General features: G+C 66.0%; 16 protein-coding genes and 2 pseudogenes. 11 read left to right on the forward strand and 7 right to left on the reverse strand.

Annotation, left to right across the window (positions count from 1 at the left end; translation table 11 throughout):
• Nucleotides 1-1,164 (reverse strand): MFS transporter (locus EOD07_RS06960; protein ID WP_127234530.1); only part of this gene is annotated, 1,164 nt, incomplete at its 3' end.
• A 273-nt stretch (nt 1,165-1,437) separates the two neighbouring features.
• Between EOD07_RS06960 and EOD07_RS06965 the strand changes: the two genes are divergently transcribed.
• Nucleotides 1,438-1,857: a VOC family protein gene (locus EOD07_RS06965; RefSeq protein ID WP_127234532.1), complete on the forward strand. Its 420-nt coding sequence runs from the start codon at nt 1,438-1,440 to the stop codon at nt 1,855-1,857.
• Here the strand turns inward: EOD07_RS06965 and EOD07_RS06970 are convergent.
• Entirely contained in the window at nt 1,854-3,383 is a 1,530-nt protein-coding gene (locus EOD07_RS06970; protein ID WP_127234534.1) for a winged helix-turn-helix domain-containing protein, read from the reverse strand. The genes EOD07_RS06965 and EOD07_RS06970 overlap by 4 nt on opposite strands.
• A gap of 63 nt (nt 3,384-3,446) precedes the next feature.
• Entirely contained in the window at nt 3,447-3,671 is a 225-nt protein-coding gene (locus EOD07_RS06975; protein ID WP_127234536.1) for a hypothetical protein, read from the reverse strand.
• Nucleotides 3,672-4,247: 576 nt separating this feature from the next.
• Between EOD07_RS06975 and EOD07_RS39180 the strand changes: the two are divergent.
• From EOD07_RS39180 to EOD07_RS38410, 3 genes and pseudogenes are all read left to right on the forward strand, one after another.
• Nucleotides 4,248-4,379: pseudogene (locus EOD07_RS39180) on the forward strand (helix-turn-helix transcriptional regulator); the annotation flags it as partial.
• A 968-nt stretch (nt 4,380-5,347) separates the two neighbouring features.
• A pseudogene (locus tag EOD07_RS39185) lies at nt 5,348-5,404 on the forward strand (hypothetical protein); the annotation flags it as partial.
• 66 nt (nt 5,405-5,470) lie between these two features.
• The gene (locus EOD07_RS38410) at nt 5,471-5,659 is read left to right on the forward strand and encodes a hypothetical protein (RefSeq protein ID WP_245469926.1); all 189 of its coding nucleotides are present in this window, start codon (nt 5,471-5,473) and stop codon (nt 5,657-5,659) included.
• Between the two features lie 11 nt (nt 5,660-5,670).
• On the opposite strand, the gene EOD07_RS06990 is transcribed toward EOD07_RS38410, so the two are convergent.
• Nucleotides 5,671-6,264 carry a DUF922 domain-containing protein gene (locus tag EOD07_RS06990; protein WP_127234540.1) on the reverse strand — a complete coding sequence of 198 codons (594 nt, stop codon included), beginning with the start codon at nt 6,262-6,264 and terminating at the stop codon, nt 5,671-5,673.
• A gap of 115 nt (nt 6,265-6,379) precedes the next feature.
• On the opposite strand from EOD07_RS06990, the gene EOD07_RS06995 reads away from it, so the two are divergent.
• The 4 genes from EOD07_RS06995 (at nt 6,380) to EOD07_RS07010 (ending at nt 8,957) form a co-directional block, all read left to right on the forward strand.
• The gene (locus EOD07_RS06995; RefSeq protein ID WP_040980613.1) at nt 6,380-6,613 is read left to right on the forward strand and encodes a hypothetical protein; all 234 of its coding nucleotides are present in this window, start codon (nt 6,380-6,382) and stop codon (nt 6,611-6,613) included.
• Nucleotides 6,614-6,703: 90 nt separating this feature from the next.
• Entirely contained in the window at nt 6,704-7,801 is a 1,098-nt protein-coding gene (locus tag EOD07_RS07000) for an NAD(P)/FAD-dependent oxidoreductase (RefSeq protein WP_127234542.1), read from the forward strand.
• 192 nt (nt 7,802-7,993) lie between these two features.
• On the forward strand, nt 7,994-8,623 hold the full coding sequence (locus tag EOD07_RS07005) for a glutathione S-transferase family protein (RefSeq protein ID WP_127234544.1): 630 nt from the start codon (nt 7,994-7,996) through the stop codon (nt 8,621-8,623).
• A gap of 106 nt (nt 8,624-8,729) precedes the next feature.
• Nucleotides 8,730-8,957, forward strand: a complete 228-nt coding sequence (locus tag EOD07_RS07010; protein WP_041012422.1) for a hypothetical protein — start codon at nt 8,730-8,732, stop codon at nt 8,955-8,957.
• Nucleotides 8,958-8,971: 14 nt separating this feature from the next.
• Here EOD07_RS07010 and EOD07_RS07015 read toward each other — a convergent pair whose 3' ends face one another.
• The 3 genes from EOD07_RS07015 to EOD07_RS07025 all read right to left on the reverse strand — a co-directional run bounded on the left by EOD07_RS07015 (nt 8,972) and on the right by EOD07_RS07025 (nt 11,147).
• The gene (locus EOD07_RS07015) at nt 8,972-9,973 is read right to left on the reverse strand and encodes an aldo/keto reductase (RefSeq protein WP_127234546.1); all 1,002 of its coding nucleotides are present in this window, start codon (nt 9,971-9,973) and stop codon (nt 8,972-8,974) included.
• A gap of 302 nt (nt 9,974-10,275) precedes the next feature.
• On the reverse strand, nt 10,276-10,698 hold the full coding sequence (locus tag EOD07_RS07020; RefSeq protein ID WP_127234548.1) for a BA14K family protein: 423 nt from the start codon (nt 10,696-10,698) through the stop codon (nt 10,276-10,278).
• Between the two features lie 26 nt (nt 10,699-10,724).
• Complete coding sequence (locus tag EOD07_RS07025) at nt 10,725-11,147, reverse strand: EF-hand domain-containing protein (protein ID WP_127234550.1); 423 nt, start codon at nt 11,145-11,147, stop codon at nt 10,725-10,727.
• A 222-nt stretch (nt 11,148-11,369) separates the two neighbouring features.
• On the opposite strand from EOD07_RS07025, the gene EOD07_RS07030 reads away from it, so the two are divergent.
• From EOD07_RS07030 to EOD07_RS07040, 3 genes are all read left to right on the forward strand, one after another.
• The gene (locus EOD07_RS07030) at nt 11,370-11,804 is read left to right on the forward strand and encodes an EF-hand domain-containing protein (RefSeq protein WP_127234552.1); all 435 of its coding nucleotides are present in this window, start codon (nt 11,370-11,372) and stop codon (nt 11,802-11,804) included.
• A gap of 28 nt (nt 11,805-11,832) precedes the next feature.
• On the forward strand, nt 11,833-12,216 hold the full coding sequence (locus tag EOD07_RS07035) for a hypothetical protein (protein WP_127234554.1): 384 nt from the start codon (nt 11,833-11,835) through the stop codon (nt 12,214-12,216).
• A gap of 91 nt (nt 12,217-12,307) precedes the next feature.
• The coding region (locus EOD07_RS07040; protein ID WP_127234556.1) for a sigma-70 family RNA polymerase sigma factor at nt 12,308-12,579 on the forward strand (272 nt) is incomplete at its 3' end.

Genomic DNA, 12,579 nt, shown 5'->3' on the forward strand with positions numbered 1-12,579 from the left:
GATGGCGATGCCGGCAGCACCCAGCCCGATCAGCGCCGAGCCGATGAACAGCCAGTGATAGCTGGCGGTGGCGTCGTAGATCATGCCGCCGGCGAGCGGGCCGAGCGACATGCCGAGGCTGGAAAGCATCGTGGCCGCGCCAAGCACCGTGCCGATGATGCGCAGGCCGAAATATTCGCGCGCCAGCACGGCATAGAGCGGCATGACGCCGCCATAGGTGGCGCCGAAGATGACGGCCAGAAGATAGAACTGCTCGAGCTGGCCGACGGTGAGGTAAGCGGCGATCACCAACCCCTGTATGGCGAGGCCTGCGACCAGCACCGGCTTGACGCCCAGCCGGTCGCCGAGCACGCCGTAGAGCACGCGACCGCCGAGGCCGGCCAGTCCCTCGACGCTGTAGATCGACACGGCCGCCATCGGCGCGACGCCGCAGGACATGGCATAGCTCACCATGTGGAAGATCGGACCCGAATGCGCCGCGCAACAGGCGAAGAAGGTGAGGCCCAGCACGATGAATTGCGGCGAGCGCAGCGCCTGGCCGACGCTCATGCCGGGATCGTTTGCGGCGGGCGCCGGCATGCCGTCGCTTGCCGTGGCCGCCGCCGGCGGCTGGCGCACCAGCAACACGGCGGGCAGCAAGAGCACCCAGGCCATGACGCCGATGTCGAACATGGCGGTGCGCCAGTCATAGGCCGTGATCAGCCAGCGGGCGAAGGGCGAGATGGTCATCGGCGCCACGCCCATGCCGGCCGAGACCAGCGAGACGGCGAGGCTGCGGTTGGTGTCGAACCAGGCGGTGGTGAGCGCGATCATCGGCGCGAAGAAGGCGCTGGCCGCCAGGCCTACGATGACGCCGTAGCTCAGCTGGAAGACGATAAGCGAGGTGGCGCGGCTCGCCACCACCAGCGACAGGCCGAGCAGCACCGCGCCCGCAAGCACGACCGGTCGCGCCCCGACCCGGTCATAGATCGCCCCCCAGGCGAAACCGCCGAGGCCCATCACCAGGAAGTTCAAGGTCATGGCGCTGGAAATGCCGGTGCGCGACCAGTTCGTGTCGAGCGACATCGGCTCCAGGAAGATCGCCAGCGAAAACATGGCGCCGAGCGCCACGCAGGTCATCAGCGCGCCGGCCGCGACGATGACCCAACGATAAGAATGGTTCATGGTTCTGCTCCCATGCCGTAAGGCATCCTGTTTGATGCGGCACGGTTTTTCCAGTCCACCGGGCCGCTTGCGTCCGAAGGACGCCGGGACGGAAGCCGATCCTACAAATCCGGTTGCATTTTTTATCTAGTTTTTCGAAAGAGCGGATCGCCCGCAAGGCCGAGCTCCTTCGCGCCCCCTCTGTCCCGCCGGCGTGTCAGCAGCCTATAGCACCCGCATTGACGCTGACCTCCTCCCACCTAAATTGACCCTCTCGACGAGGAGAACGCTCTCATGGAACTCTATCGCGGCCGGCTCATCGACCACATCCAGCTCGTGGTGCGCGACCTTGCGGCCAGCCGGCGCTTCTATGGCGCGCTGTTCGAGGTGCTGGGCATTCCGATCGGCGGCGAGGCGCATGACTATTTCTGGGCCGACGAGCTGTTCGTCTCCAGTGCGGACAGCCGCGCCGCGCTCGGCGTGCTCACCGGCCGCCACCATCTCGCCTTCCAGGCGACGGATCGCGCCATGGTCGATGCCTTCTACCAGGCGGGCCTCGCCGCCGGCGGCAAGGACAATGGCGCGCCGGGCGAGCGCCGCTACCACCCGGGCTACTACGCCTGCTTCCTGCTCGACCCCGACGGCAACAACATCGAGGCGGTGTTCCACGGCGAGGCCAAGCGAAGTGTCGCCGCGGTGGAGATCAGCTTCTAGCGAGCGGGCGGGCCGTTGATGTCCCAGCCCGCCAGCTCGAGGCCCTCGCGTATTCTCTCGCGGTCCTCGGATCGCTCCATGCGCGTTTCCTCGATGATTTGCGCGACGGTGAGGCCGGGCTCCAGGGCGCGTCCTTCACGAACGCAGGCCAGCGCCTTTGCGGCGTCCCCGGCCAGGGCGTAGCACGTTGCCAGTCTCGCCCATTGCCACGCGCTCTTGCGGGGCAGACATGAGAAGGACGCGGCCGCCTCGCGGTAGCGGCCGAGGATCAGCAAGGCTTCGCCCCGGTCGTGATAGTACCAGGTCGGATGCATCGGATTGAGCTGGATGGCCTTGTCGAGCAGGGCCAGCCCGGCCTCGCCGTCGCCACGCAGCGCCCGGAAGAAGCCGGTTTGGGCGAGCGTGTCCGCGTCGTAGGGGTTGAGATCCAGCGCGCGGGCGAAATGCTTCTCGACCGCGTCGTATTCGTCACGGCCGCGATAGAGAAGCGTCAGCGCCAGCATGCGGTGGCAGCGCGCCTCGTCCGGGCTGAGCGCGATCGCATGCAGCGCCCGATCGCGTGCCTGGTCGAGCACGACGCGCGGCGCGTCGTTGTAGCCGCCGATAATCACTTCGGCGAGAGCCAGATAGGCATGCGCCAGCCCTGATTGCGGATCGAGCTCGATCGCCTTGAGGAAATGCTCGCGCGCATCCTGGTTGACCCGTTCGCCATAGCTGCGCAGCAGCTCCTTGCCGCGCAGGAAATGCAGATAGGCTTCGACATTGGCGGCGGCCGCGGGCAGGCCGCGCCGCATCACCGCGCTTTCGATATTGGCGACCAGCGCCGTCACGATGCGTTGCGCCACCATCGTCTGGAAGGTGAAGATATCGGCCGGGGCAAAAGTGAAGCTCTGCGACCAGACGCGCCGGCCGGATGCCGTCTCGGTCAGAACCACGCGCGCGCTATACTCCGTCCCGGCGGTTTCGACGCGGCCTTCGGCGATATAGTCCGCGCCGAGCCGCTCCGCGGTTGCCCGGATGTCCTCGCGCGAATGCTCGGCCAGGGCGAAGGCCGAATGCCGCGCCAGCACGGCGACGGTCTTGAAGTATGAAAGCGCGTTGGTGATTTCCTCGACGGCGCCGTCGAACAATGCCCTGGCGGCGGCATCGGCGGGGTCCACATCAAACGGCAGCACCGCCACCGTCGGCTCTGCCCGCGCCGCGGCCGCCGCCGGTGGCTGCGCGGCCTCGGCCTCGGGAAGCTGGAAGAGATAGCCCCGGCGCGGCACCGTGCGGATCAGCGCCTGCGCCTCGTCGCCAATCGATTTGCGCGCGTCGCGGATCGATTGGGTGAGCGAATCCTCGGTGACGATGATTCCTGGCCAGACCGCCTGCAGCAATTCTTCCTTGCTCAGCACCCGACCGGGATTGCGCGCCAGGTAAGCCAGCAGCTCCAGGGTTTTCGGCCGGACCGGCACGATCTCGCCCTCACGCCGGAGCGTACCCCGGTCGAGATCGAGCACCGCGCCGCCGATCCGTAGCGCCAAGCTCTTGCCCCATCACCGCGCTTCATCGCGCACCGGCCATGGGAATGGCAAATGCCGGCAAGGTCAAGCTGGAAACCAGTTCAAGCCTGAAAAGAGGCCGCGCAGGCGAAACCTTGGTCCGGGCGCTTCGGTGGCGGCTTTCTCGCTGGACGCCACCCCTTCGAGGTAGGCCAGCATCTCGTTGCTCTCGCCGCAACAAGCGCCGGCAAAGCCGGTCGAAAGGAAACGAAGCATCTCCTCTCGTGCCAACTGGGCGGGCGGGAACGGTGCGTCAATTCTCTGATGCATGATTGCCCTCCATGCTTGGCGGCGGCAGCGGTGGGTCTCCTGCCCGTCGCTATTCCGCAAGTATCGCTGCGAAAGGTCCCTGCCGTCCTGAACGACTGCTGATTTTTTGCTGAAATGTTCCGGCTACCGCCGCCAGAATGGCTTGGCGAGTTCCTCACGCACGGCGTCCATCGTCAGGCCCATGTCACCGATCAGATACGGCATGTCGCGTGCCTTGAGCGCAAGGTCCTCGCGGAAAAAGGCGCGCTCGCGCCACGCTGCGAAAAGACCAAACAGGCCGGGCCGGCGTGGCAGGAGGCTTTCTCCGGTCGGCGGTTCGCGGACATCGAGCCGCACGGCGCTGTAAAAATCGGAAATCGTGTTCAACGTCGGTTTCATCATCGGCTCCTCGGGAACGAATGGCCCTCATCGAGGGCATGCGGGGAGCCTGAACCTCCAGCCTCGGCCGCGCCATCGGCCGCATGCAGTGTCTTGGGTCCTGCATTTGTAGTATTTTTGCTGCTGCGGGCGTTTGGTAATGTTCCCGTCCGCGGGCAGGGGATCGGGATGAACCACAACGCCATGTCCACACCGGCCATGCCTTCGCCTGGCCAGTCCTTGCCGGCCCTGTCCGAGCGCGAGCGCGCGGTGGCGGAAAAGTTCGCGGCGGGCCTGACTTATCGCGAGATCGGCGAGGCGCTGTTCATCGCCCCGTCGACCGTGCGCACGCATCTCGCCGCGATCTACGAAAAGCTCGGCGTGCGCAGCAAGGTCGCGCTCGCCATGCACGTCAATGCCATCGCGGCCGTGCCGTCTGCGCCCGAAGCCTCGCCGGTGCTTGCGATATTTCCAATCGAGTGCCTGAACGCCGACGAACGCTGGCATCGCTTTGCCGACGGCCTGTCGTCGGACATCACCGTCGATCTTGCGCGCTACGCCGACATGCCGGTGATCGCCTTCCACACCATGAAATCGCTGGGCAGCAGGCCCGCCGATTTCGCCGCGGACGGCAAGGCGCTGGGCGCCACCTATATCGTCTCGGGTCAGTTGCGGGCCGACGACCGCCGGATCCGGTTGACGATCGAACTTGCAGATGCACGGACCGGCGTCAGCCTGTGGAGCGAGCGCTTCGACCGTCCGGCGGAGGACATCTTCGCCCTGCAGGACAGCCTGACCGAAAGCGTCATCAATGTGCTCGCCGGCTGTTTCGGCGCGATCGCCACGGTCGGCCGCAATGCGATCCGTCGCAAGCCGCCGGCCAGCCTGCGCGCCTATGACTGCCATTTGCTGGGCGTCGAGCAGCACAACACCTTCAGCCGCAGCGGCAACAGGGAAGCCATCAGGTTGTTTTCACGCGCCCTCGAGCTTGACCCGACCCTGGTCAGGGCCTGGACCGAACTCGCCTACGCCTATTCGATCGAAGCGTGCAACGGCTACGGCGACGACCTGAACACCTCGATCGCCAAATGGCGCTGGGCGGTCGAGAACGCTCTGCGGTTCGACCCGACCGACAGCAGCGCGCACACCTGCTTCGGCGATCTCATGGGCTGCCTCGGCGATCTGGAAGCGGCCGAAAGCGCCCACCGGCGAGCCTTCGAATCGGCTCCAACCATGCCGACACGCTGGCGCTGCTTGCCGGCAGCAAGGCACTGGTCGCCGGCGATCCGGCTGAGGCGATCCCGCTCATCGAGCGCGCCATGCGCCTCAATCCGCTTGCTCCGCCCTGGTATTTCGGCATGCAGGGCCGTGTCCTGTTCGCGGCCGGCAGGCACCGGGAAGCCATTGCGGCGCTGCGGCGAAGCACACCGGATTCTCCTCACGTGCTGGTCTTTTTGATGCTCGCCCATGCGGTACTGGGCGAAGGGCCCGAGGCCGCGGTCATCGCGGCCAGGCTGCGGGCCGAATTTCCCGGCTTCTCGATCGAGGGTTTTATCTCGGGCTATCCGGTCAGCAATCTCGGCGCCGCGCAGGCCATGCGCGAGGCGGCGAAACTGGTGCCGATCCGCTAACCGTCGGCGCTCTAACCCCCGCCCAGAAACGCCGCGATCAGCTTCAGCATATTGCCGTCATGCCCGAACTCTTTCGTGTCGAAGTCGCGACTGCCCTGGCGCTGCGCCTTGGAGAGCTGGTCCAGATAGGCCGTCAGTTCCGCCCTGACCTTCTTGCAGCCGGGATCGTTTTCGGCGGTGAGGCCGGTGCTGAAGGCGACGATCTTGTCCACCATGTCGACGATGCCGGCGCCATGCACCTTCTCATGCGCGATCAGCCCGGCGGCGAACCTGTCCCAGCGCGCCTGCAGGGCGGGCTCCAGCTTTCCGGCCGGCTTCGGCAGCGTGTAGGTGATGATCAGCTTCGGCCGCGCCGTCTTCAGCACGCAGGCGTTGCCTTGCGGCTGGTAGTCGCGCTGCCAGGTCAGCTTGAAGAAAGTATGCGCGATGACGCGCCGAGCGTTGCCGGCCGTGCCGATCAGCGGGCCTTTCTCGCCGATCGAGAGGTAGAGCTGCTCTGCCGTCTGGCCCGAGACGGAATAGGTGTCGATTTTTTCGACGGGCTTCCAGTCTGCGAGGGCCGGCGTGGACAGGAGCAGAGCGGCAAGGAGGAGGGCTGGCTTCATGGGCGAGCCATAGCATTGGGCCTCGTTCGGAAGAAGCCGGCCCGCGGTTTATCGGAACCCGCTCCGCCCGCCGGTCGTTTCCTTGGGCAATCATCCGACCCATGGGGAGGCCAAGATGACACGCAACGAGATCATTTCCGTGCTTGGACCGGTCGACGAGGCCGTCATCGCCGACATCGCGCTCACCGGCGCCAGCCTCGAGGAACTGCGCGAGGCCTTCGCCTGGATTGGCGCCGACGAGGCGCTGGTCAATGAAGGTCACGCCATGCCCGGCGCCCGCGTGGCGAAACTGATCGAGATCCTCGAACCGCCCGAGGACGAGCCCGAGACACCCGGCGCGATGGAGTAGGGCAGCGACGCCCCCTAGGTGCTTCTCCCTACTTGTCGCCCGCCCACCTCCCGTCATAGCTTTTGCCGCTTGGGCGGGAGGAGAGGTCTTTTGGACGCCAATGTCGTCATCGTCGGCGCCGGCCCTGCCGGGCTCGCGGTCGCCGCTTGCCTGAAACAGGCGGGGCAGGATTTCATCATCCTTGAAAAGGCCGATGAGGTTGCGCCCTCCTGGCGCCGGCATTACCGGCGGCTGCACCTGCACACGGTGAAGTCTTTCTCATCGCTGCCTTTCGTGCCGTTCCCGAAGAGCCACCCGCGCTATGTGCCACGCGAAAAAGTGGTCGATTATCTCGACGCCTATGCCGGGCATTTCGGACTGAGGCCGCGCTTTGGCGTCACCGTGAAATCCATCCGCCGCGACGGTGGAAAACTCCTGGTCGAGACCGATGCCGGGTCTTTCAATGCCCGCAAGGTGGTCGTTGCCACCGGCAACAATGCCGAGCCGATTACGCCACGTTTTCCGGGCATCGAGGCCTTCAAGGGCAAGGTGCTGCACAGCGCCACCTACACCGAGGCCGCGCCCTATGTCGGCAAGGACGTGCTGGTCATCGGCATGGGCAACACGGGTGCGGAGATCGCGCTCGACCTCGCCGAGAGCGGCGCCCATCCGACCATCTCGGTGCGCAAGGGCGTCCACATCGTACCGCGCCAGCTGTTCGGCGTGCCGATCCAGATGGTGGGTATCGCCAGCCGGCCGATGCCGCGGGCGCTGAACGACTGGATGTTTCCCAAGATCCTCGACCTGGCGTTGGGCCGGCTGGAGAAATACGGCATCGTGCGGCCGAAGCAGGGCATCCTGCAAGGGATCGAGGCCGGCCGCATCCCGGTGATCGATGTCGGCACGGTGGCGGCGATCAAGCAGGGTCGGATCGGCATAGCCCCGGACATTGCAAGCTTCACCGGAGACGGCGTGACATTCGTCGATGGCGTGGAGAAGAAGTTCGACTCGGCGATTTTCGCCACCGGCTATCGTCCTGGCTACGGCGCTTTCCTGCCGGCGGAGCTTAGCCCGGGCAAGAGTGGCGTGAACGCGCGAGCCTCGGAGCTCGGCATCTATCTCGTCGGCTTCTACAACCCGGTCACCGGCCTGCTGCGCGAGATCGGCATCGAGGCGCAGGCGGTGGCGAAGGATATCGCCGGGAGATGAGGACGAGACGTCGAAGCTGCTGATCTCCCCCCTTGCGGGGGAGATGGCCGGCAGGCCAGAGGGGGGTGCCTCGCGCCGACTTTGGGTGATGCGGTCCGGACTTTCGCCCGTGTTGGCGTCGTGAATGCCTGAATCGGGTGGCGCATCCCACCACCCCATGCAAAGCCATCCAATCGCACCGAGGACCGCGCCATGCTCACGCTCTACGACTATCTTCCGTCGCAAAACGCCTGGAAAATTCGTGTCCTGCTCGGCCTGCTCGGCATCGCCTACGAAACCCGCATCATCTCGATCTTCGAGGGCGAGAGCCACACGGAGGCTTTCCTGAAGCTCAACCCGGCCGGCGCCGTGCCGGTGCTTGCCGTGGAGAATGGCCAGGCGATCGCCGAGTCCAACGCGATCCTCATGCTCGTCGCCGAGGGTACGCCCTATCTGCCGGCGGACCGGCTTGCCCGTGCCAAGGTCATGCAGTGGTTGTTCTTCGAGCAATATTATGTCGAGCCGGTCATCGGCTCGCTGCGCTTCTGGACGCTGACCGGCCGCCTGGAGCGCAACCAGGCGCTGGTTGCCGGCAAGCACGAGGCCGGCGTCCGCGCGCTCTCGGCCCTGGAGCGCAGCCTGGCTGACACGCCTTTCCTTATCGGCGATACGCTCACCATCGCCGACATCGCCGTCTATGCCTACAGCCACCGCGCCGAGGATTGCGGTTTCTCGCTCGCCGACTATCCGGCGGTCGAAGCCTGGGTGGAGAGGGTTGGCGAGGCGATCGGGCCGGGCTATCCGGTACATCCTTACAGCATCGATCCGCATTCGGGCGGGTGAGCCGCCGGAACAGAGCGGCGGGCAGGGCGTTTCCCAAAAGCGGCATGTTGGACGTCGCCTAACCCGGCGTTCGCCCGCGTTCCAATCAGAGCCATGGAGATCCGCAATGGTTCGCACCATCGCCGTCGCAATCCTCGCCACTGGCACGATGAGCCTGCCCGCCGTGGCGGCCGAGCAATACTGGGTCGCCAGGGACGCCGTATCGAAGCAATGCGAGATCGTGCCGAAGAAGCCGGACGGAACGCTTGTCGTCGATCTCGGCAAGAAGCAATACGCCAGCGAGGGAGAGGCCAGGAAAGCGATGGAGGCGATGGCGGATTGCAAGAAGAAGTAGGCGCTGGATAACGCCTACCGGTCCACCAACGACATCGTCCGCTCGTTATACCTTGGCCCCGATACCTTGTCGGGCGTCAGCGCCATGTCGAGCCCCAGCATCTCGGTGGCGTCGAGCGTGATGTCGGCCGCCGCGACATTCTCTTCCAGATAGGTTCGGCGTTTGGTGCCGGGGATCGGCACGATATCGATGCCGAAATCCGGGCCGTTGGCGAGCAGCCAGGCGATCGCGATCTGGCCGGGCTTGACGCCCTTGGCGTCTGCGATGTCGCGCACCGTGGCCGCCGCCGCGACATTCAGGTCGAAATTCTCGCCTTGGTAGCGCGGGTCGCCGCGCCGGAAATCGCCCTCGGGATAATCCTCTGCGCGCTTGACGTCGCCGGCGAGGAAGCCGCGGCCGAGGGGCGCGAACGGCACCAGACCGATGCCAAGCTCCTTCAGCGCCGGGATGATCTCGGGCTCGAGATTGCGCTCCCACAGCGAGTATTCGCTCTGCAGCGCCGAAACCGGATGCACGGCATGCGCGCGGCGGATGTTGGCAATGCCCGCTTCCGATAGGCCGAAGAAGCGCACCTTGCCCTGCGCCACCAGTTCGCCGACCGTGCCCGCGACGTCTTCCATCGGCACGGCGGGATCGACACGGTGCTGATAGAGGAGATCGATGCGGTCGGTGCCGAGCCGCAAGAGCGAAGCGTCGACCACCTCGCGTATATGCTCGGGCCGGCTGTCGGTGCCGGACTGCTTGCCGTCGACGATGCGGAAGCCGAATTTCGTCGCGATCGTCACCTGGTCGCGCCAGCCCTTCAGCGCGCGCCCAAGCAGCTCCTCGTTGTGGAAAGGCCCGTAGACCTCGGCCGTGTCCAGAAAAGTGCAGCCGAGTTCGATCGACCGGTGCAGGGTCGCGATCGACTCCGCCTCATCGGCCGGCCCATAGGCCTGGCTCATGCCCATGCAGCCGAGACCGATGGTCGAGACTTCGAGCCCCTGGCTGCCGAGTTTGTGTCTGCCGAGGCTCATATGTCCTTGTCTCCCGTGGAAAATCAGCGCCCGCGAAAGTATAGGGCAGGGACAGGGCACGTCCAGCGGCGAGCCGACAGCGCTTGATCCAGGTCAAGGAAACCGCAAGACAGTGTCGTATAGTCAGTCCGTCTTGGGAAGGACACAAGGCGGGCGGGTGGTTCCGGCCGACTCCACTCCCTCGGGGACCCGACGGAACCACCCACACCGACGTTTGGACAAAAAGCCTGTAACGCGTCGCCCGAACTCGTTTTCGGTGCGACGCGCTTTTCCTGCATCCACAAGCCCGCGCCGCGCTTGGCTCAACTATACGGCGACCGGCACTGCTGGCGAGGACCGCCATAGGGCTGGTAGCTGTTGTCCCAGGCGCGGTAGGAGCGGTAGCGGTCAAAGCACCAGCGCACATGGGCGGCCGCCAGGCGCGCCGCGGGGGGCGGGGGTGGCGCGACCGTGGCGGCCGCCACGCCGGCCGCGAAGGCGGCGGCCGGGAACCAGTAGCCATTGTAGTAGCGGTAGCCGGGCCGCATGCGCCAATAGCCCCTGAATCCGTTGTAGTAGTAGGCGCCGCCGACGACGTAGAAGCCGCGCCGGTACCAGACCGGCGTCGCCTGGCTGGTCACGGATGCCTGGCCCGGGGCGGGCATGATTGGAACTGCCTCTGCCGGCGAGGCCAGCATCGATGCGCCGAGCACCAGGCCGCATAAGGCCGTCGATATCCATTTCATCGTCTCTCTCCTTTGTGTCCTGGGGATCACTGGCGCTTCAGCGCCCGCAGTTCGGAAATCGAAAGCGCGCCGTCGCCATCGGTGTCCGCCTGCAGCAGCCGGTCGGGAATGGCGGCCGTGAATTCGTCGCGCGAGATTTTACCGTCGCCGTTGCGGTCCATGCGGCCCGCCTCGGCCTGCAGGCCGGTGAAGCGCGCGGCCTGGATGTCGCGCTTCGCCTTGACCTGCGCCACGGCCGCCTGCACCTCCTCGGGGTCGAGCACGCCGTTGTGGTTGGCGTCCAACCGGTCGAACATCCGCGCCCGCGCTGCCTGGATCTCGCTGAATTCGAGCTTTCTGTCGCCATTGGTGTCGATGCGCCGGAACGCCTCCCGGGCGCCCGTGTCGGCGGCGAAGGCGCTGCAGCCGCACAAAAGCAGCCCGGTAAGGGCGATCACGATCTTGGTCATCTGGGTCTCCGCTGAAATCGACGACCCGCCGCGGATCGTCCTTGCAGCGTCTCCTACGCAGGAGTTCGTCCGCTCCTACGCGCCGCCTACCAATTTTTAGGGACAGCGATGCCGCGCCGCCGATGCCGGCAAAAAATTCTGCTGCCGGGCGTAGGAGCACGAACCGGGCTGCGTATTGGCCGACAGTCGCCCCCTGCGACGTGACAGTCGAAAGGACCAACCATGAAACACTCAGCAATCCTTGCGGGCCTGCTTCTCGGGCTCGCTCCGCTCTGCGCCGCCGCGGCGCAGGACACGCCCGGCCAGCGCATCCTGCAGCGCCTCGACACCAATGGCGACGGCGCGATCTCGAAGGACGAGATCCTCGCCGCCCGCGAACGTCTCTTCAAGAGGCTCGACCGCAATGGCGACGGCGCCATCGACGAGAAGGAGATCGAACCCGCCCGCCAGGCTATCGAGGACCGCACCCAGGCAACCGAGGCCCGCCTCGGCAATCGTTGGCGGCGCATGGACAGGAATGGCGACGGCAAGGTCACCGAGGACGAGTTCCAGGCCAGCACGCCGCTCTTCGATCTCGCCGACCGCAATGGCGACGGCAGGCTCTCCGCCGACGAGATCGCGGCCATCCGCAAGATCGTGGCCGCTCACGCCAATTGACCAACCCGCCTTCCAGAAAGGAAACGACATGCTCTCAAGACTCAAACTTCCGCTGTTCTGCCTCGGCGCAATGGTCGCCTGGTCGGCCGCTTCCCCTGCCTCGGCCGAGGAATGGACGCGCAAGACCGTGCATGGCGGCGAACTGAGCCGCAGCGTCGACCGCGACGGCAATACCTACACCGGCTCGACCACGCGGACCGGACCGAATGGCGGCACCTACACGTCGAATTCAACCTGCAAGGCCGGCGTTGTTGACCGCTGCTTCAGGAGCTATTCTGCCACCGGGCCGAACGGCAAGACCGTTTCAGGTCAGCGTTACAGCGCGGCCGGACCGTTTCGCGGCCGTTCTGTCGGCAGCTTCACGGGCCCGAACGGCAACACGGTTCACGGCTTCCGCCGTTGGCGCCGCTGACATCTGGTGGTGGACTTGACGTCGGAATTCGTTCTACTCCCGGGCCGGATCGTCGCGGATTTCTCCCTCGCCGCCGGAAGCTCGTCGACCGGTGTCCGCCGCCGTGCGGGATGAAGCTGCCAATGGCGACGAGGAGCTTCTGGCCCGCATCGCCGCCGGCAGCCAGGCGGCTTTGTCCGCGCTCATGGCCCGCCACGGCCGTGGGCTGCGGACATTCGCCGCGCGCTATCTTGGCCATGCGGCCGATGCCGAGGACGTGGTGCAGGAGGTGTTCGTGACCGTCTGGAAACAAGCCGCGCGCTTCGATCCCGGCCGGGCGCGCGCCTCGACGTGGCTCTACCGGATCACCGCCAACCGCTGCAT

Source organism: Mesorhizobium sp. M2C.T.Ca.TU.002.02.1.1, from assembly GCF_003997225.1.